The following is a 17,976-nucleotide window of genomic DNA, read 5'->3' on the forward strand; positions in this document are numbered from 1 at the left end:
GAACAATCTTTTCTTCGGTGTCGAACGTTTGCTTCATCAGAACCAGAATATTCATAAGTCGTATCCCCTCGCCTATCTGTTTTCATCGTACCTTCCGTTTTATTCGGCCACAATCCTGTTCAACGCGGAAATCGCTAGTTTCGCTTCAGCCACGATCCGCTCCACGATTTCCCGTACAGTTGGAATGTCGCGAATCAATCCGACTGACTGCCCGCATGACCATATACCCGCGTCAACATCTCCCTCGTTGTATACGCGGACTGAACGGGCCCCCGTAATCAGAGGCAATAGTTCCTCGAGGGAAGTCCCCCGTTTTTCCAATTCCATGACTTCAAGTGCCACAGCATTCCGTGCAACCCTGGAGGCGGATCCGATTGACTTCTGGACAAGTGCCGTATCCATCTCCGAAGCTTCCAGCATCCACCGTTTTACGTTGTCATGCACCATCGATTCTTGAGTAGCCAAAAACCGGGTGCCCAGAACAACCCCTTCAGCTCCCAATGCCAAAGAGGCGGCAAGCCCTCGTCCGTCCGCAATTCCGCCGCCTGCCAGCACAGGAATCTTGACCGCATCGACAGTTTGAGGAACCAGAACCACATGGCCCACGTCCTCCATGCCGGGATGACCTCCCGTTTCAAACCCGACCACAGTTACAGCGTCACATCCCACCCGTTCGGCTGTTTTTGCGTAACGAACCCCCGCGACTTTATGGATGACTATCGCACCATTGTCTTTCAATACTTTCATGTGGGATTCCGGACTGCGACCGGAGGTTTCTACAATTCGGACACCCTCTTCAAGCAGAACATCAATGTACTCTTCGTTTGGCAGCTTTCGCACACTCGGAAAGAGACTGAGGTTAACCCCAATAGGTTTCCTTGTTAATTCCTTCGCTTTCCGAATTTCCTGCCGCAAGTCCTCCGCCGTTTCGAAAGTGGCAGAGGTAATAATCCCTAACCCACCGGCCTCTGAAACCGCAGCGGCCAATGGAGCCCGCCCGACTCGGAACATTCCGCCGCATATGATCGGATATTGGATTCCAAGCATATCTGTTACCCGCGTCCGCATATTCAATCCCTCCTTTTGATCAAGTCGATTTCGACTTATTAATTCAAAATCGACTTATGATTCGTACTTACTGTTTGAGATTTTACTCACCTGCAAAATTTGGCTTTCGTTTTTCTTTAAACGCTTTTACTCCTTCTCGATGATCTTTGCTTTGCTGGAGGACTGACTGACCCATTCTCTCAAATTCCAAGACACCGGGTAAATCGTTTTGCAGCGAGTGATGCAATGCTTTTTTCACAAGCCCGATGGCAAGCGAGGGGCCTTCAGCCAAGGTATGGGCATATTCAAGAGCCGAATCCAGCAGTTGTTCTTTTTCGTAAATACCTGAAACAATCCCCATTTGCCGGGCCTCCGCTTCGTCAAAGAAGCGTCCCCCAAAAATAAGCTCTTTGGCTCTCAACAAACCGACCAATCGCGGAAGATGATACGTAGCACCTGCGTCAGGCATAAGTCCGATTTTTAAAAAACTCAGCGAAAACTTGGTTCCTTTTGCCGCCAATACAATATCGCTGGACAGGACGAGGCTGCATCCGGCCCCAACCACATAGCCGTGGACAGCAGCAATGATGGGCTTATTCATTGCAGTCATCTTGGTCACTATGCGATTGTATAATTGAACCGAATCGAGAGACTGTATGACGGTACGCTCCCCCATCGCCTTTACATCTCCACCTGCAGAAAAATGGTCCCCTTGCCCTGTGAGAAGCAGTACCTTCACATCGGGATCTGCCTCGGCCTCCTCAAGTGTCTTTAACAGTTCTTCCCTTAGTTCTGCAAGAAGCGCGTTTCGCGCAGCTGGATTATTGAGGGAAAGATGAGCCACTTTTCCGATTTTTTGATACACAACGTATTCCACGAGCATCCACCCCCTATTTGTTTTTAATTTTATGCTCCTAGCAAAAAATTGGATGCAATATACGTGCCAATTGGTTGATTCTCATTCGTTTGACGATCGTGTACTTCTGTTTAGTAGCTGCATTTGGAGTCTTCACTTTCCAAACACTTTTACCAAAATAGGAATGGACAGCAGTACCATCGCAAGACGGACAGAGTGAATCACCATCACGTTGACCGTTTTTACACCGTCAATGGATTGAGAAGCCGCCACAACGTCGGCCAGCCCTCCCGGTACGGCACTAAACATCGAGGTCATCAAATCCCACCCGGTTACCTTTGCAACGAAAAGCCCCACCAGCACACCCGCCAGCAGGTAGGTCCCCGCAATGATCAAAGCGGGCAGCCATGCTGTTTTTAAATCGGTCAACATCCCTTTCGTGAAGGACAACCCCAAAGCGGATCCCAAGACGATTTGGACTGCAATCATAACGCCATCAGGCATTTTCCCCAACGAACCGTAGAATAGATTAAAAAGCGCCACCGCGCCAAGCGATCCTATCATTGCACCAGCCGGAATTTTCAGCTTATAGCCCACGAGTCCTCCCGCCGTGCCAATTACCAATGTCAATAAGATTTTTGTGATATCCACTTGTGTCACCTCGTATTACATTCTAATATTTTGCCTACACTTTAATTAGTAAATCTCTTTGTTGAGAGGATTCTGAAAATGGATCATCAGATACAAAAAATTGAAGCGTTGCTCCGCCAGATTACCGAAATCAGGATGGAACATTATGTAGAACATGAACTATTCTCCTATCAATGGTGGACCCTGCTGGTCATGTTGATCGGCTCCTGGATTGTCTGGTGGAAACTGGTGGATCGATCCCGTTTGCTTGAATTATGTTTGGTTGGAGCGTTAGTGGCGATTTGTGCAGCTTCTCTCGATTATATTGGGTCGACCATTCCTTTATGGTCTTACCCAATGCGTTTAATACCCGTAGGAACTTTATTGCCGGTTGTGGATCTTTCGGTACTGCCGGTGTCCTATATGCTGATCGTTCAGTATTTCCCCAAATGCCGTCACTATCTAATTGCTTCGTTTTTACAGTCGGGAGCTTATTCTTTCCTGGCAGAACACCTGTTGGAAAAAATGAAAATTTACCAAATGATCAGCTGGAACCATTGGTATTCCTTTGTCTTTTATTTTGGCATAAGCCTCATGGTTTATTGGATCAGCCGCAGGGTACTGCAAATTACCAAAAACGAACGGACATGATGAAGAAAAAAGACGCCTGTCAATAGACAGACGTTTTTTTCATTTCGTCAAGTTTTCAAACTGCAGATGCAGGTCCCGCAATGCGGCAACCAATGCGTTTTGTGCCTTCCCTTGATAGTGGCGCTGCACCAGCGCAATAGGTTCGTCAATCCCATCTTTCAAACTGCAGCCCCGCAGGAGAGAACCGATAAAATTCCTGCCGTGTTCAGTCGCAAGTGTGCAGGAGGCTTCCAAAATGACTCCATATTTGCTATCTACTTCCGCCGTAATCGTCAAGGAATCAAAGACGCTTTTCGCAGCCATTCCCTGCGGCAGTTTGGCATGACCCGCAATAAAAATCGACTTTCCCGTCAACATCTCTTCACCGCCTCGCCCCTTGCTTCTTGTACTTACATGGTACTGTTGCGGTGAAAGATTCGTCAATTGCAAGATTTCTTCCAGAATTACAAAATTTCTGCCAGGTCCTCCACCGTTTGCTTTTCTTCGAACGGCCACGCCGGCAGCATCTTGCGAAGAGGCTTATCCACCCGATATCCCAATGCATATTCCGCTTGCATAATGGTATGGATCTCGCGGGTTCCTTCATAAATCACAGGCGCTTTCGAATTCCGGAGATAACGCTCAACAGGGTACTCGTTGGAATAACCGTAAGCCCCATGAATCTGAACTGCGTTGTTCGCCGCTTCAAAGGCCATATCACAAGAAATCCATTTTGCAAGAGACGTTTCCCGAGTATTCCGGACTCCTTGATTCTTTAACCATCCGGCACGGTAAACCAGCAAACGGGAGATTTCCAATCCTGATGCCATCTGGGCGATCATTTGTTGGACCAATTGATGCTGGCCGATTTTCTTGCCGAACGTTTCGCGTTCATGACAATACTTGAGACTCGCTTCCAGGCTTGCATTGATCAGACCGCACGCCCCTGCAGCCACGGTAAAGCGGCCGCTGTCAAGCGCGGACATCGCGATCTTGAATCCTTCTCCTTCTTCACCGAGCCGATTTTCCGCCGGCACCCGTACGTCTTCCAGAAACACTTCTCCAGTATTGCCCGCACGGATTCCCAATTTTCCTTTAATCGCTTTTGTGGTAACGCCCGGGAAGGTTCGCTCCACAATAAAGCAGCTGATTCCGTTATGAGCTTTCTCCTTGGCGGTATAAGCAAAAATCAGGAAATGATCTGCCACGTCACACAGCGAAATCCAAGTTTTGGAGCCGTTGAGAATATAGGAATCCCCATCTCTTGCTGCAGTGGTGGCCATTGCGGCAACATCGGACCCGGCTCCCGGTTCGGTTAAACCAAACGCGCCAATTTTTTCACCTCGTGCTTGCGGCGTAAGGTACTTCTCTTTTTGGAATTCGTTTCCCCATTGCAGAAGGGTCATACTGTTCAAGCCGGTGTGGACGGAAACCGCCGTACGAAATGCTGTATCCCCTCGTTCCAGCTCTTCGCAAACAATTGCCAACGTATTATAGTCCATCCCGCTGCCGCCGTACTGTTCCGGAATACAGACGCCCATCAGTTCCAACTCGGCAAGTCGTTTTAAAACTCCTCTTTCAAAATGCCCCTTGGCATCCCATTCCTGAATGTAGGGCATGATTTCCTTGTCAACAAAAGATCGTACCAGCTTGCGAACTGCCTCTTGCTCGTTGGATAATGCAAAGTTCATCATGTTCAACCTCTCCCATTCAAAGTTTAAATTCAGATAATGTTTCTTGCTGCCCAATCATCGATTTGTTCGATTCGAAACCCATATTCCATCAGTATTTCTTTCGTATGCTCTCCCGGAACCGGAGGATGCCGTCGGATTTCAACCGGGCTCCTGGATAGTTTAATGGGACTTCCGACAAGTGGAATTTGACCCGCGGTCGGATGTGTTACTTCCACCTTCATTTCCCTTGCAGCCACATGCGGATCGTTAAACAACTGCTCCATGTTGTGGATCGGTCCGTTTGGAATTCCCGCCTCATTCAATACTTGCTGCCACTCTTTGCACGTTTTGCGGCCAAACTCTGCCTGAATCAATTCAATTAACTGTTCGCGGTTTGAAAGTCTTGCGGAATTGGTCACAAAGTCAGGAGCCTCGGCCAACTCCGGTTTCCCTATGACTTGGCAAAGCTTCTGAAATTGGCGGTCGTTCCCCACCGCGACAACCATCTCCCCGTCACACGCCTGGAATGTCTGATAGGGAACGATATTGGGGTGCTGATTGCCATATCGTTTCGGGATTTGCCCCGATATCAAATAATTGCTGGCGACATTAGCCAGAAGCGAAATTTGGGAATCCAACAAAGAGATGTCGATATGCTGTCCTTGTCCGGAACGTTCCCGTTCCTGTAAGGCGGCAAGAATTGCAATCGTGCAATACAAGCCGGTCGCAAGATCTGCAATCGCAACCCCCACTTTCATCGGGCCTGTCTCCTCGCTGCCCGTAATGCTCATCATTCCGCCCATTGCCTGCACAATGTAATCATAGCCCGGGAGATCTTTGTACGGGCCGTCTTGTCCGAAACCGCTGATCGAGCAATACACCAAGCGGGGATTCAGCGCCTGGAGAACGTCGTACCCCAGCCCCCATTTTTCCATCGTGCCAGTTTTGAAGTTTTGAATGATAACATCGGCCGTCTTTACCATCGTGCGGACAATTTCCCACGCTTCTGGCTTCTTCAAATTTAAGGTCATCGCCCGTTTATTTCGATTGGCAGTCAGATAGTAGGCACTTTGATCCCCGGCAAACGGTGGTCCCCATTCACGAGTCTCGTCCGTTCCCCCAGGTCCCTCGATCTTGATCACGTCCGCACCCAAATCCCCAAGAATCATTGTGCAATAGGGTCCGGCCAGCACACGTGTCAGATCGATGACTTTCAAGCCTTCCAACGCTCTCATATTTCACCCCCCGCGCAGCACTCATCATTGTTTGGGTAAAAAATAAAAGCCAGCCAACCGCATAGAGTTCAATGCGGTTGAAACTGGCTTGTCATCCGTGTCTGGCTTTCCGGCAAGAAAGTCCAACAGATGCAACAGTTGATGAATCTATAAGTAAATAATATTCTGTAAATGCCGTTTTGTAAAGTGGGAATCCAATCAAATATCCAGGGGGGATGTAGATGTACTACTGTATCGCATGCAAAAAGCTGCACGAAAAAACAGACTCCGCTTGGGTGTTTAAAACAGGGTTTCATACGTTGTCCAAAGATGAAATTATTCAATTGGGGATTTGTCAAACTCAACAGACCTCTTCCCAACAAGTTGAAAAACAGGCCCGATCCGCCTGAATATAAGCACAAATCACATGAAGCAAGGAGTTACCGGCAGGTAACTCCTCATTTATATTCCGCCTGGGAAACAGCGGCGCTTGAATTCACATCTCTCGGAATATAAGAAGCAAATAGTGTCCCGACCAGGATCATCCCGCAAGAAAACAGAAACGCGGCCTGAAATCCTCCAAAGTGATCAATGATCCACCCGGCAGCTCCCGGACCGATTAACTGTCCTAAAGCAAAAAACACCGTTACATACCCAAGTGCAACGCCGATCAACGGCGGACGAACCTGTTCGGTAGCTGCTGCCTGAACCAGGGACAACATTCCTCCTACTGTACACCCTAATACGATCTGACCCACCACAAACCCGACAAGATGGGGTGCTATCACCGGGATACTTGTGCCTGCTCCAGCTGCCCAAAACGAGATAAGCAGTGCCGTCCGTCTGCCGATTCGATCCGATACCATTCCCCAAAGAGGCCCGCTCAAGATCGATAAGAAACCGCCTCCTGCCACCACTCTTCCGGCGACAGCAGGGTCAATCTCCCGCTCCAGCATGAATCCGACCAGGAATGTCATGGGAATCATATAGGCCACTCCCAGCAGGAAATAAATTATTCCTACTCGCAAAACCTCTTTTTTCTTATAGACCTCCGCGACAGGGTCCAGCACAGCAGCTTCCGGAGATGCCTTTTGAAGAGGTGGATTTTTGAAAATAAAAGCCGCAAGCAGCGTAACCAGCACTGACCACATTCCAAAAAATGCCCATGCCGAACGCCAACCCCAGACGGGAAATATTTCAACAAAAATGGGAACCAAGCTTCCTGCGGTGAACATTCCAATTCCCGCCCCGCTCGACATGAAGCCGATTACAATTCCCCTTCGTTCCGGAAACCATGCGACTAAAAGTGCAATCAAGGGGGTAAAGGTAAGGGCCGTTCCGACGCCTGACAGGAACATCATACCCAATGCCCACTCATATGAGGGAGCCCACACCAGCCCCAGCAAACTTACAGATATCCCTGCCCCGCCAAGCATTACAACCAGCTTTGCTCCCCAACGGGCGGTAAGCAGCCCTGCGAATATCACCATCCCCAAATATCCCAATGCCGTCGATGTTCCCAGCATCCCCGCCTGGGCATAGGACAATGAAAGTCCTTCTCTCATAAATGGCATTACAACACCATAGGCAAATCGGGCAAACCCAAGCGCGGTCACGTTTAGCAGCACACCAACCAAAACATACAACCCGAAGGAAACGCTTCGCCCCTCCACCCTGCCACCCCCTTTGAATGAATGAATAACCGGTCAGTATGCATTTATGTAATAAAAAATTCGATCATTCGGCCTCTACTCCTTCTTTCCAAGAAACTATTTTCGTCCGAGTCGTCAGACAAATTCTCCCCCTCCCGCTCGAAACTCTGATATGATGATCTTGAAAAAAGATGTTTGTGGGAGGGAAGGAACAATGAGAAATCGAGTATGCGAAATTCTTGGCGTGAAATACCCCATCATTCAAGGCGGACTGGCGTATGTCGGCAATGGCGCTTTGGCGGCGGCAGTTTCAAATGGTGGCGGATTCGGACAGGTAGGTACGGCTGGCCGGACACCGGAGAACTTTAAGGAACAGGTTCGAATCGCGGCCGAATCAACCGATCGGCCGTTTGGTGCAAATCTGCCGATCAGCGAGCATTCCGACAACACTCCTTATATCGAAGCAATCCTTGAAGTCAAAGACAAACTGACTGCGATCAGCCTTTCTGCGGGTAACCCGAAACCGTTGGTTTCTCTCTTCAAAGAAGCGGGTTTGAAAGTCATGATTATGACTGCATCGGTGAAGCATTCCTTAAAAGCGCAGGAATTGGGTGCAGATATTGTGATCTGCGAGGGATTTGAAGCCGGAGGTCACGACAGTCCGCTGGAGATGACCCTGTTCAGCCTCATTCCTCAAGTAAGTCGGGAACTGCAGATTCCTGCGGTCGCCGCCGGGGGAATCGCCAACGGCCAAGGTGTGGTGGCAGCTCTGGCTCTTGGCGCCGAGGGAGTCCAACTGGGTACCCGGTTTGTCGCAACGAAAGAATGTGAAGCCCACGAGAATTATAAAAAATTCCTGGTAGAAGCCAAAGACGATGCCACCGTCGTGCTGGAACGCAGCATTGGTCGGGCCTTACGGGTGCTGAAATCCCCTTTTGCACAAACCATTCTTGAATTTGAAAAATCCCGGCCCACCGTCGAACAGCTCCTTCCCTACATACGCGGGGTCAACAATCGAGTGGCGGCGATTGAAGGCCGTGTCGAAGAAGGTTGGATGAACTGCGGACAAAGTGTAGGTCTTATTGACTCGGTCGAAAGCGCGTCCGATGTGGTACGCAATCTCGCTCGGGAAGCGAGGGAAATTGCTGCAGCGCTTGGTGGCCTCTCGACTCTTTTTGCCGATTAATCAAGTAAACAAGATCTGTATTTGCCAAATTGCTAGACTCTTATGTCTAGCAATTTTTTATTTTTTTTATGTTGCGAGGTTTAGATCTTTCCAAATTGGTCAACTCTAGTTGATGAAATACCAACTTGGGAGGAGAAATTCAGATGAACAAACATATGTCAGTTTTAATTCTGGGAATTCTGATGGCATTCGGTTTGCTGCTGCAGCCGTCTGCGGGAGTCACATATGCCAAGGTGCTCTGCGACTGCGAAGCAGGTGTTCCGAAGATGTTGGCCAAATCCGGGGTGGATCCACTCGCTTCACGATCCGGAATGCCCCAATCCGACAAATCTTTTGTCACATATACCATAAAACCGGGTGATACTTTATCCCAACTCGCACGACAGTTTAATACGGACGTGACTGCAATCATTGCGATGAACAATGTGACGGATCCGCGAGCTTTAACGGTCGGTCAATCTTTGACCATTCCGAAAGAATTAAAGCAAGAAGAAGTTCCGGCTGTCATGAGTATTGATAAAATCATGAGCTTTACATTAACCGCATACACCTCTGGACCCGAATCAACCGGAAAGACACCGGAACATCCGGCCTACGGCATTACTTCGACCGGAAAACGGGCGACGGAAGGGCGGACCATAGCGGTGGACCCTCGTATCATTCCATATGGAACGAAAGTCTACATTGAAGGAGTCGGTATTCGGACTGCTGAAGATACAGGCGGTGCCATCAAAGGAAACCGGATCGATGTCTATATGGAGGACGTTGGACAAGCAGTCCAGTTTGGCGTTAAGAAAAACATTCGTGTATATATCTTGTCATCACCAAATGCATAGCAGGTTTATACTACTAGTTTTTGGACAAAATGATAAATGCGCCTAGTGGTCATATATTGAAATAAACACCTATTGAAACGAGGAAAGGAGAATTTACAACATGGTGACGATTGAACGAGTAATCAGATCCGAACAGAAAGGCCGCATTATCTATCAAGGCAATCTACTGTCACATCATGCAGATGCTTTATCTACTATCCCTTTATACAATCACCCGGATGGAACAGGATATCAGCGTCCGTTTGACAGTGCCAGAGCCTTATCGTATGCCGAATATCTTCAGCAGGATGATGCATGCCTCACCCCTATCGTGCTCAATGCAGATGGAAAATGGACATTTGAAGCTTATGACGAGAGCAATCCCGATTTTGGAAAATTGGTTTGTCAGGGCCCTGCAAGGGTCATAGACGGACAGCACCGGTTGGGCGGCATTGACAAGTATCATAGACAGCTTCTCAATGAAGAGCCGCTGCCGGTTCCGTTTCTGGCTTTTCATGTACTCTATCCGGAAGAGGAAGTTTCGATCTTCGACACCATCAATACGAATCAGGTAGGCCTGACCAAATCTCTGTTGGTGTATCTGAAACGGGACAAAGAAGAATATGCCCGTATCGCCATTGACCTTGCGGAGCGTAATGATTCACCGTTCTACAATCTGGTTGTGGTGGTGACAAAGAAAACTACAGACCGTCCGTTCACACTCGATCATTTGAAGCGGGCCTGTGAGATGATGATTGAAGGGACTCCGCTTGCAGAATTAAGTTTGGAAAAGAAACGGATCGCTGTCATGGTTTATTTCCGGGAAATCAGCCGGGTGTTTGAGGAAGCGTGGCATTCCAAAACCGCCTTCAAGCTCCGCAGCGTCATGGGCTTAATGAGCTGTGCGATGGTGGGAAGAAGCATTTTGGAAGCAGCTTGGCAGCCGGATAAAGAATGGATCGACGAGGGTGAGGTCAAACGTCTCGTTTGGAAAATGCACACGTTTGATTGGTCCCGAACCGGTCAAATCCGTTATGCATCAGGGATTCCGGGCCAACGCTATGTTTCGCAGGTACTTACCTACATGGTATTTGGTGTACCGGTAAAAACAAGAGAACCCGTTCCCAGACCGAAGTTTACGATCGAGGGACAGGTAGGATAAAAAAAGCCCACCAAAGTGACGTGACAATAAGGTTCGTCGGCTAAAACCGAACGTCCATGTTCGAACGCCGACACTAGCACATCCATGTGCGTCGCAACGGGAACCGCGACTACGCGTGCAAGGTCACGCTAAGGTCTAAAGCCCAAGTCTCGCCGTGTTGATGGGAACCCGAATAAAGATTCAGCGTAAGCCAATCAGATTGACAGGCGATCAATTATATCTGACGCAATCAAAGCGCTTTCGCCAAGGCGTGCAGCTGCCTGATCGCCTGCACGCCCATGTAAATACACGCCTAGACAAGCCGCCTGTACGGCATTATGTCCTTGGGCCAGCAGACTCGCAATCATGCCCGTGAGTACGTCTCCGGTTCCGCCGGTGGCCATACCCGGGTTCCCCGTTGTGTTGACAAAAGCCGCTCCTTCGGGAGTGGCTATTACTGTTTGAGCACCTTTTAACACAAGCGTGACTCCATATCTCAGTGAAAACTCCCGGGCCAAACCAATCCTGTCCTTCTGTACTTCCTGGACGGAGATTTTCAGCAGCCGGGCCATTTCCCCGGGATGCGGGGTCAAGATGGTTGCCGCTTGCCGCCGGGGCCATTTTTCAAATGCATTGGCCATCATGTTTAATGCATCCGCATCCAGTACCAACGGACAGGGAATCCCATTCCACAAAGCAGAAAGCCACTTCTCTCCTTGCAAAAATCGGCCTATGCCGGGTCCGACGGCAACCGCATCCTTGTCGGCGACCCACGACAAGATGTCCTGGGGGGAGGTCGCAGACCAATCCCCCCGCCCTCCATCAGCAATTCCCGCCAACATGACTTCCGGAACATGTCCAATCAGAGGTCCCGCCAATTGATCGGGAACAGCCCATGTGACAAGTCCGCAGCCAGTTCGAAGAGCCGCTTTTGCGCATAACAGACCCGCCCCGCTCATTTGCCGGGATCCTGCGACTGCCAATACATGGCCATACGTTCCTTTATGCGTATTCACAAGACGGATCCTCTCTATACCTAGCCGTTCCCGTAACAACCGATCAGTGAGCAGAAAAGTCTTGATGCCATGCTTGTCCGCAATCTCTTCGGGAATTCCGATAGGTGCTGCCATCACCTCTCCTGCTGCCCCAACACCCGGATACTGGACAAGCCCTTGTTTCAGAAAAGCGAGCGCGACTGTTCGAACCGCTTGGATACATGGATCATGGACAGCTCCCGTATCCGCATCCAATCCGCTTGGGATATCGATTGAAATGATCGGCAGCCCACTTTCATTTGCTTCCTTTATTACAGAAGCGTACGGTTCCCTCGGCGCCCCCTTGGTTCCTGTTCCCAGAAGCCCATCGAGGATCCCGTCAAATCCTCGCCAGTTGAACGGACCGGTCTGATAAACAGTGGAGGAAATGCCGAGTGCCGCTGCAATATTTCGCTGTACGGCCGCCTCTCCTGTAAGCCGGTCGGGTTCCTCAGCATAGAGAATCGTGACCCGATGCCCCCATTCAACCAAATGCCTGGCTGCAACCAAAGCGTCTCCGCCGTTGTTTCCCTTCCCGGCAAGAATGAGCCAATTCCTTTTTTCCCCTCCAAAATGGGATTGCGCCGCCTCCGCTACTGCTCGCCCCGCATTTTCCATCAAAGCGAGAACCGGGATCCCCACGGAATCAATCGCATATCGATCAAGGTGCCGCATTTCCTCTGAAGTTACGATGTACATACATGTCCCCCTCAGTTCTTACTTAAATTCCTCGAGAAGTTTGTTCCGATTCAGAATCGTCCGCAGTGTGGAATTGAGAGTCACCGGGTCATAGCTGAACCCCGCGTGAACGCGTGACATGCTGATTAACTCAAGCACCTCCGTACCCGTTGGAAAAAGCACCGGTCGGCTCTCCACATCCGCGACGATCCAGGCCCCCCGCTTGCTGCCGATCATTCTCTGTAAAGATGGGCTGTTTTTCGCATAAATCTCCATTCCAAATATCGGTTGATCCCCATGCTGGGCTTCCAATCCACGGCTGATCAGGTACAACATGGACTTGCCATAGAACGGAACGGAAGGATCCGATGTTTCCAACTCGTCACTTAAAGTATACAGGAAAAACCGCTTCAGACAGTAGCGATCCATCGCGCGTGCATAAACATCCTCAAACTGTTGGACCGTACTCGCGGGGGCATACAAAGTGCAGGTGAACATTTTGAGATAAGGATAAACATATCCGTTTCCTTCCAGAAGTTGTTTCAAAAGTGCGGCAAGAACTATCGATCCGGCACTGTGCCCCACCAGATGCACCTCTGCCTGGAGGTTTTCTTTGCGCAGCCCCTTCGCCAACAGCATAAAAAATTTCCACCCGCCGCCATGAGAGGCAAACACCTGCTCCCCCCGCCGCTTCATCGCCTCCCAAGGCTCCGGAAACAGCTTGGCCGCTTCTTCAATCACTTCATCAACGATCCGATCGATCGGCGACATTTCCCGAAAACGTTCATGGATCGTTTCCCGCAGATGGTCTTCCAAAGCCTCCTGAAAGGAGGACTGCCAAATGAAGAAAACCGGATACACATGATTGTCCAAAAAGGTTTTATAGCGATCCTTGATTCCATCCCCCGCAACTTTTTCCGACACCAATCCGCCATGACAATAGAATACCAAACGGTTCGTACCCGGATGTGCTTTAAAGAAACAGACAATATTCTGTACCATTCGTTTCAATTGAGCATCCGAGCTTTTAAAAATACCTGTATCCGAAAGCTGCCCGTCTGCCGCCGTATTTACAATATAGTTCATGAGCTCATCAGGATATCCAGTCGAGGGTCTATTCCTCCATTTCCGGAACCACCTCATCGCCATCCCCTCCTGATGTCATTTTATTCAGGTGTCTCAGGAAAGAAGCGTTATGCCGCGACACTTTTTTGAGATTTTGGTGCTTCTACATGCAGCTTATAACTCACAATCCAACCAAACATCACCAAAAAACCGGTCAGAATCGTTCCCGCCAAAATGATCATGTACCCCGGCAATCCCGCAATATCCAGCATCCCGCCTGTCAGCAGCAGAGCCAGCTGAAACACAGTCCGGTTCCACATTTCTTGAAAAGCAAAATATCTTCCACGAATCCCCTCGGGTACAATTAATTGCGGAATCGCACCGGAAGTTGGCAGCCAGCATCCAATCATCAAACCGAAAAGAGCAAAGCCACACACCACCGCCCATCTTTGCGCGGCAAAATGCAAAATATAGGCACTGGCTGCAATTCCCGACAGCAGTGCTACATTACGTCGAAGCAAATTGCCGCCGGCAAACCACCTTCTGACAACAAAACCGCCAATCAAAACTCCGATGCCCTCAATCGTATAAAGCCACCCTTTTAAAGCAGGATCTTGCTGAAATTCACTAAACTTTAAAATCAACAGATTAAATCCGCCGAGGAACAGGAATACCAAAGTGCTGGCCCCGACCAAAACCATAAGGGCAGGATGTGAACGTAACAGCGGAAAAACCTGAAGAAACGAAATTTGGTCCCGGCTTTTCTTTTCCAACGGGGTTGGATGTTCTTCAAACAGGAGCATATATCGCAATCCTGTCATCACCAGATAAATTCCCAATGCAGCCCAATACATTCCGTAAAGCGGCAAAACCGTCAACAACCATCCGGCGATCGCGGTTGCCGCAATTCTGGTGATGGTGACCACGTTTGTGTAGACTGCGTTCGCCTGCACCAGACTCGACTTATCTACCACCAACGGAATCACGCTTCGTAACACCGGGATGTAAAACGAATTTCCGATGCTTGCAATCAACAGCCCCGCTACCATCATCGGCACCGATTCCAGGCTCATCGCACCAATCATCACAATCGCACTGGCCAATTGCACTAGACTTCCGGCCATCATTACGCTTTTCTTCGATCGTCGATCGATTACAACCCCGGCTTTCGGACTGACCAAAATCCCCAAAATCGGGCCTGCAACCAAAATCAAGGATTTCAAGAAATTGGACGGGACATGCAGTTCAAGAAAGTGAAGGTTCGCAAGAATCCCAAACCACAATCCGGTATTTGATAATGTTTCCGCCACCATAATGATCATATAGTTTCTGTTTGATCGTAACCTTACTAAATCCCCCAAGAAAGTCTCTCCTCATTTAACATCCGTTTCGTCATGATAAAAAACACTCATATTCTATATACATTTGATATTCAGGTAAATATTCCTGCTCTCCCCTGAAAATAACATTAAAAATTGTTAACTTTGTCCGAATTCGTCCTGAAGTATCACCTCTGCAGGTTTTTGTACAAAACAAAAAACCTCGTGAACACGAGGTTTTGAGTGATTCGTTGCATTAGCGATTCTGTTTCTTGTTAAGAGTCGCAAGGTTCTCTTCGCTGTGTTTCATCCATTTTTTGAGTTGATCCTCGAACGTATTGAAACGTTCACGGGGTTCATTACCAAAAGAACGGTTGCCGCCTTTAGCCTGTCTAGGGCCGCGATTGCCCCCCTTGAATTCCCGGTTTCCCTGCTGACGGCGGGGCGCTTCTTCCCCCTCGGGTTTCGGCATCGTTTCTTTGATCGACAATGAAATTTTGCCCGTTTCCGGATCCACAGACAACACTTTCACTTTCACTTCGTCCCCAACGGACAAATGATCGTTCACATCTTTTACAAATGAATGAGCCACGTGTGAGATATGAACAAGTCCCTGTTGGGATTCATTAATTGCAACGAATGCGCCGAACGGTTTAATGGATGTGACTTTTCCTTCGATAATGCTGCCTACTTCTACTGCAGTTGACATTCAAACACTCCTCAAGAAATAGTAAGACGCGGGGAATCCGCTTGTATAGTATACCCTTTCTTTAAAAGGAAGGAAAGGGTTATCAAGAACTGTAAAAATTCTCCGGCTGAATCTCCTTATCCAGTGCCGAAAAAAATTCCACTATATTCCCGTAACTGGTGCTTAATAGCGCGTCTTCAGTTCCGGAGATTTGGCATGGTCGCTCGTTTCCGCTTGGGTTTTCCATAAACCTGTAATGATTCTTGCAACTGACATAGCTGCTCCTCTCCCCGACCTTCCATATGGCCGTACCGCTTTAACCTTTATTTACCGCTGTCCCTTCACATACGGCCTGCCCAGTGCGGACGGCGCATGGGCCCGCCCCACAACTCCCGCAAGAGCCAGGATGGTGAGAAGATAAGGCAGCATAATCAGAAATTCGGCCGGCACGTAATTCGTGAGTCCAATTACTTGTCCGGAAGCGGCAAGTGCAGTTGCAAAACCGAAGAACAAGGCGGCCCACATCGCTCCTACCGGATGCCATTTTCCGAAAATCATGGCTGCTAACGCCATGAACCCGTGACCCGCTATCGTATTATGCTGGAAGTTGCTTGTCACGGCGATAGACATTCCGGCACCGCCCAGTCCCGCAAGACCTCCCGCCAACAGAACCGCCATATACCGGTACAAGTAAACTCGGATCCCTACCGAATCGGCCGCATGGGGGTGTTCCCCCAACGCACGAATCCGCAAGCCGAACGGTGTCCGGAAAAGTAAAAAGTACACGATCAAGACCAGTACGACAGCCAGGTAGGATGTCGGATAGGCAAAAAATATACCGTTTCCGATAATGGGAATATCCGACAACCAGGGAATGCTGTATTTTTCAAACGGAAACTGAACAGTTGTGGTTTGGGCCGCACCCTCGAACAAGTTCTTCACCATAAAGATGGCAAAGCCCGCCGCCAAAAAGTTCAAAGCGACACCTGATACCACTTGATCGGCCCGGAAATGGATCGTTGCGACCGCGTGCGGAACCGCAAACACCACTCCCAATACAAAAGCAGCCAGAAGACCGAACCACGGAGCCATCCTGCCAACCCCCAATGTTTCCCCTGCAAAAATGGCCACAACTGCAGCAGCAAATGCCCCGATAATCATAAAGCCTTCCAGTGCAATATTTACAATCCCGGACCGCTCCGACAAAACTCCGCCAAGAGCGGCCAAGACGAGAGGAGTCGCATACAGAATCGTATTGTTCAAAATAATCTCAAGCATGTTCGTCCAATTCATGACCGTCCCACCTCCTGCCCTTTACGACGGAATTTGCCGATCATCCATTGAACCAACGCGCTGGAGGCAACGAACAATATAATCAGTGCAATAACGACCCGAATAATTTCTGTCGGAATTCCTTCCAGTCTCTGCATGCTGGAGGATCCATATGACAAACCGCCAAACAGGAGTGCAGACAGGAGTACGCCAAACGGATGATTCCCGCCAATCAAGGCTACGGCAATCCCGTCAAATCCGACTCCCGAGAAACCGCCTTGAATACCAAAATATCCGTAAACGCCCAGGGTTTCCACAGCTCCCCCGGCTCCGGCCAAAGCACCGGAAACAGCCATCGAAGTCACGATGTTGCGGGAGACATTCATCCCTGCATACTCGGCCGCATGTGAATTGAAGCCTACGGCACGAAGCTCGTATCCTTTGGTGGTGCGGAACAAAAGCCAGTAGACCGCTGCAGCAAGCAGCACGGAAATCAAGATCCCCCAGTGCAGCCGGGCATTATCAAACATTTGAGACAGGATTGGCATATCAAGCGATGCACTTGGCCGGATGGGTGGAGTGTTCTCCTGCTGTCCATGGAAGTAAGCACGAATTAAAAAGTTCGAAGTATTCAAGGCGATGTAATTTAACATGATGGTCGTAATCACCTCATGAATGTGCAGGCGCGCTTTCAAATAACCGGCGATTGCAGCCCATAGCCCCCCCGTTATCATCGCAAATACAACTGCTGCGAGCGCATGAACCACCGGAGGGAGGCTCCAGGCAGCCCCAATATAGGCTGCAGTCAATTGTCCAATGATGAATTGGCCTTCCACCCCGATATTGAACAAGCCGGTTCGAAACGCAAACGCTACCGCTAATCCGGTAAAGACAAGCGGAGTTACGGAACGGAGGGTTTCGCCAATATTATAAGCACTGCCAAAAATCCCGCCAAACAATGCCGAATAACCTGCAATTGGGTTGTAGCCGATTGACATCATCATCACGGCACCCACCAACAGTCCCATCAAGATGGCGATAAGAGGAATGAGAATCCTGTTGAATCTGGAGTCAAT

The 17,976-nt window shown here is 49.3% G+C and carries 18 protein-coding genes; 5 read left to right on the forward strand and 13 right to left on the reverse strand.

Translation table 11 applies throughout. The features are described 5' to 3' along the window. Window positions 1-99: 99 nt before the first annotated feature. The 3 genes from ACFO8Q_RS06490 to ACFO8Q_RS06500 all read right to left on the reverse strand — a co-directional run bounded on the left by ACFO8Q_RS06490 (window position 100) and on the right by ACFO8Q_RS06500 (window position 2,554). Entirely contained in the window at window positions 100-1,068 is a 969-nt protein-coding gene (locus ACFO8Q_RS06490; RefSeq protein WP_380024915.1) for an NAD(P)H-dependent flavin oxidoreductase, read from the reverse strand. Between the two features lie 82 nt (window positions 1,069-1,150). After that, window positions 1,151-1,924 carry an enoyl-CoA hydratase/isomerase family protein gene (locus ACFO8Q_RS06495; RefSeq protein ID WP_380024916.1) on the reverse strand — a complete coding sequence of 258 codons (774 nt, stop codon included), beginning with the start codon at window positions 1,922-1,924 and terminating at the stop codon, window positions 1,151-1,153. A 132-nt stretch (window positions 1,925-2,056) separates the two neighbouring features. Beyond that, window positions 2,057-2,554: an AbrB family transcriptional regulator gene (locus ACFO8Q_RS06500; RefSeq protein WP_380024917.1), complete on the reverse strand. Its 498-nt coding sequence runs from the start codon at window positions 2,552-2,554 to the stop codon at window positions 2,057-2,059. A gap of 78 nt (window positions 2,555-2,632) precedes the next feature. Between ACFO8Q_RS06500 and ACFO8Q_RS06505 the strand changes: the two genes are divergently transcribed. After that, window positions 2,633-3,184: a CBO0543 family protein gene (locus ACFO8Q_RS06505; protein ID WP_380024918.1), complete on the forward strand. Its 552-nt coding sequence runs from the start codon at window positions 2,633-2,635 to the stop codon at window positions 3,182-3,184. Between the two features lie 39 nt (window positions 3,185-3,223). On the opposite strand, the gene ACFO8Q_RS06510 is transcribed toward ACFO8Q_RS06505, so the two are convergent. From ACFO8Q_RS06510 to ACFO8Q_RS06520, 3 genes are all read right to left on the reverse strand, one after another. Further along, on the reverse strand, window positions 3,224-3,541 hold the full coding sequence (locus tag ACFO8Q_RS06510) for a DUF3870 domain-containing protein (protein ID WP_380024981.1): 318 nt from the start codon (window positions 3,539-3,541) through the stop codon (window positions 3,224-3,226). Window positions 3,542-3,627: 86 nt separating this feature from the next. Further along, window positions 3,628-4,854, reverse strand: a complete 1,227-nt coding sequence (locus tag ACFO8Q_RS06515) for an acyl-CoA dehydrogenase family protein (RefSeq protein ID WP_380024982.1) — start codon at window positions 4,852-4,854, stop codon at window positions 3,628-3,630. 32 nt (window positions 4,855-4,886) lie between these two features. Beyond that, on the reverse strand, window positions 4,887-6,071 hold the full coding sequence (locus ACFO8Q_RS06520; protein ID WP_380024919.1) for a CaiB/BaiF CoA transferase family protein: 1,185 nt from the start codon (window positions 6,069-6,071) through the stop codon (window positions 4,887-4,889). 221 nt (window positions 6,072-6,292) lie between these two features. On the opposite strand from ACFO8Q_RS06520, the gene ACFO8Q_RS06525 reads away from it, so the two are divergent. Next, on the forward strand, window positions 6,293-6,460 hold the full coding sequence (locus ACFO8Q_RS06525) for a DUF3973 domain-containing protein (protein WP_380024920.1): 168 nt from the start codon (window positions 6,293-6,295) through the stop codon (window positions 6,458-6,460). A 48-nt stretch (window positions 6,461-6,508) separates the two neighbouring features. On the opposite strand, the gene ACFO8Q_RS06530 is transcribed toward ACFO8Q_RS06525, so the two are convergent. Next, the gene (locus ACFO8Q_RS06530) at window positions 6,509-7,723 is read right to left on the reverse strand and encodes an MFS transporter (protein ID WP_380024921.1); all 1,215 of its coding nucleotides are present in this window, start codon (window positions 7,721-7,723) and stop codon (window positions 6,509-6,511) included. Window positions 7,724-7,916: 193 nt separating this feature from the next. Between ACFO8Q_RS06530 and ACFO8Q_RS06535 the strand changes: the two genes are divergently transcribed. The 3 genes from ACFO8Q_RS06535 to ACFO8Q_RS06545 all read left to right on the forward strand — a co-directional run bounded on the left by ACFO8Q_RS06535 (window position 7,917) and on the right by ACFO8Q_RS06545 (window position 10,865). Continuing rightward, window positions 7,917-8,888: an NAD(P)H-dependent flavin oxidoreductase gene (locus tag ACFO8Q_RS06535; RefSeq protein WP_380024922.1), complete on the forward strand. Its 972-nt coding sequence runs from the start codon at window positions 7,917-7,919 to the stop codon at window positions 8,886-8,888. 143 nt (window positions 8,889-9,031) lie between these two features. Beyond that, window positions 9,032-9,724: a 3D domain-containing protein gene (locus tag ACFO8Q_RS06540; RefSeq protein ID WP_380024923.1), complete on the forward strand. Its 693-nt coding sequence runs from the start codon at window positions 9,032-9,034 to the stop codon at window positions 9,722-9,724. A 100-nt stretch (window positions 9,725-9,824) separates the two neighbouring features. Continuing rightward, a complete protein-coding gene (locus tag ACFO8Q_RS06545) occupies window positions 9,825-10,865 on the forward strand; it encodes a DGQHR domain-containing protein (RefSeq protein ID WP_380024924.1) in 1,041 nt (346 codons plus the stop codon). Between the two features lie 194 nt (window positions 10,866-11,059). Here the strand turns inward: ACFO8Q_RS06545 and ACFO8Q_RS06550 are convergent, their stop codons facing one another. The 6 genes from ACFO8Q_RS06550 to ACFO8Q_RS06575 form a co-directional block, all read right to left on the reverse strand. Further along, entirely contained in the window at window positions 11,060-12,577 is a 1,518-nt protein-coding gene (locus tag ACFO8Q_RS06550) for an NAD(P)H-hydrate dehydratase (RefSeq protein WP_380024925.1), read from the reverse strand. Between the two features lie 18 nt (window positions 12,578-12,595). Next, window positions 12,596-13,699 (reverse strand): hypothetical protein, encoded by a 1,104-nt coding sequence (locus tag ACFO8Q_RS06555; protein ID WP_380024926.1) that lies wholly within the window; start codon window positions 13,697-13,699, stop codon window positions 12,596-12,598. Window positions 13,700-13,749: 50 nt separating this feature from the next. Next, window positions 13,750-14,982 carry an MFS transporter gene (locus ACFO8Q_RS06560; RefSeq protein WP_380024927.1) on the reverse strand — a complete coding sequence of 411 codons (1,233 nt, stop codon included), beginning with the start codon at window positions 14,980-14,982 and terminating at the stop codon, window positions 13,750-13,752. Between the two features lie 214 nt (window positions 14,983-15,196). After that, the gene (locus ACFO8Q_RS06565) at window positions 15,197-15,649 is read right to left on the reverse strand and encodes a CvfD/Ygs/GSP13 family RNA-binding post-transcriptional regulator (RefSeq protein ID WP_380024928.1); all 453 of its coding nucleotides are present in this window, start codon (window positions 15,647-15,649) and stop codon (window positions 15,197-15,199) included. 306 nt (window positions 15,650-15,955) lie between these two features. Further along, window positions 15,956-16,921 (reverse strand): ABC transporter permease, encoded by a 966-nt coding sequence (locus ACFO8Q_RS06570; RefSeq protein WP_380024929.1) that lies wholly within the window; start codon window positions 16,919-16,921, stop codon window positions 15,956-15,958. Beyond that, a complete protein-coding gene (locus ACFO8Q_RS06575) occupies window positions 16,918-17,976 on the reverse strand; it encodes an ABC transporter permease (RefSeq protein ID WP_380024983.1) in 1,059 nt (352 codons plus the stop codon). The genes ACFO8Q_RS06570 and ACFO8Q_RS06575 overlap by 4 nt, the downstream gene beginning before the upstream one ends.

The organism is Effusibacillus consociatus (assembly GCF_042652925.1).
Taxonomy (GTDB): Bacteria; Bacillota; Bacilli; order Tumebacillales; family Effusibacillaceae; genus Effusibacillus; species Effusibacillus consociatus.

Bases quoted from the DNA above. Each gene is read 5' to 3' on its own strand.
- ACFO8Q_RS06490 (WP_380024915.1), bottom strand. From the start codon at position 1,068: ATGCGGACGCGGGTAACAGATATGCTTGGAATCCAATATCCGATCATA.
- ACFO8Q_RS06505 (WP_380024918.1), top strand. From the start codon at position 2,633: ATGGATCATCAGATACAAAAAATTGAAGCGTTGCTCCGCCAGATTACC.
- ACFO8Q_RS06510 (WP_380024981.1), bottom strand. From the start codon at position 3,541: ATGTTGACGGGAAAGTCGATTTTTATTGCGGGTCATGCCAAACTGCCG.
- ACFO8Q_RS06515 (WP_380024982.1), bottom strand. From the start codon at position 4,854: ATGAACTTTGCATTATCCAACGAGCAAGAGGCAGTTCGCAAGCTGGTA.
- ACFO8Q_RS06520 (WP_380024919.1), bottom strand. From the start codon at position 6,071: ATGAGAGCGTTGGAAGGCTTGAAAGTCATCGATCTGACACGTGTGCTG.
- ACFO8Q_RS06525 (WP_380024920.1), top strand. From the start codon at position 6,293: ATGTACTACTGTATCGCATGCAAAAAGCTGCACGAAAAAACAGACTCC.
- ACFO8Q_RS06535 (WP_380024922.1), top strand. From the start codon at position 7,917: ATGAGAAATCGAGTATGCGAAATTCTTGGCGTGAAATACCCCATCATT.
- ACFO8Q_RS06540 (WP_380024923.1), top strand. From the start codon at position 9,032: ATGAACAAACATATGTCAGTTTTAATTCTGGGAATTCTGATGGCATTC.
- ACFO8Q_RS06545 (WP_380024924.1), top strand. From the start codon at position 9,825: ATGGTGACGATTGAACGAGTAATCAGATCCGAACAGAAAGGCCGCATT.
- ACFO8Q_RS06550 (WP_380024925.1), bottom strand. From the start codon at position 12,577: ATGTACATCGTAACTTCAGAGGAAATGCGGCACCTTGATCGATATGCG.
- ACFO8Q_RS06555 (WP_380024926.1), bottom strand. From the start codon at position 13,699: ATGAGGTGGTTCCGGAAATGGAGGAATAGACCCTCGACTGGATATCCT.
- ACFO8Q_RS06565 (WP_380024928.1), bottom strand. From the start codon at position 15,649: ATGTCAACTGCAGTAGAAGTAGGCAGCATTATCGAAGGAAAAGTCACA.
- ACFO8Q_RS06570 (WP_380024929.1), bottom strand. From the start codon at position 16,921: ATGAATTGGACGAACATGCTTGAGATTATTTTGAACAATACGATTCTG.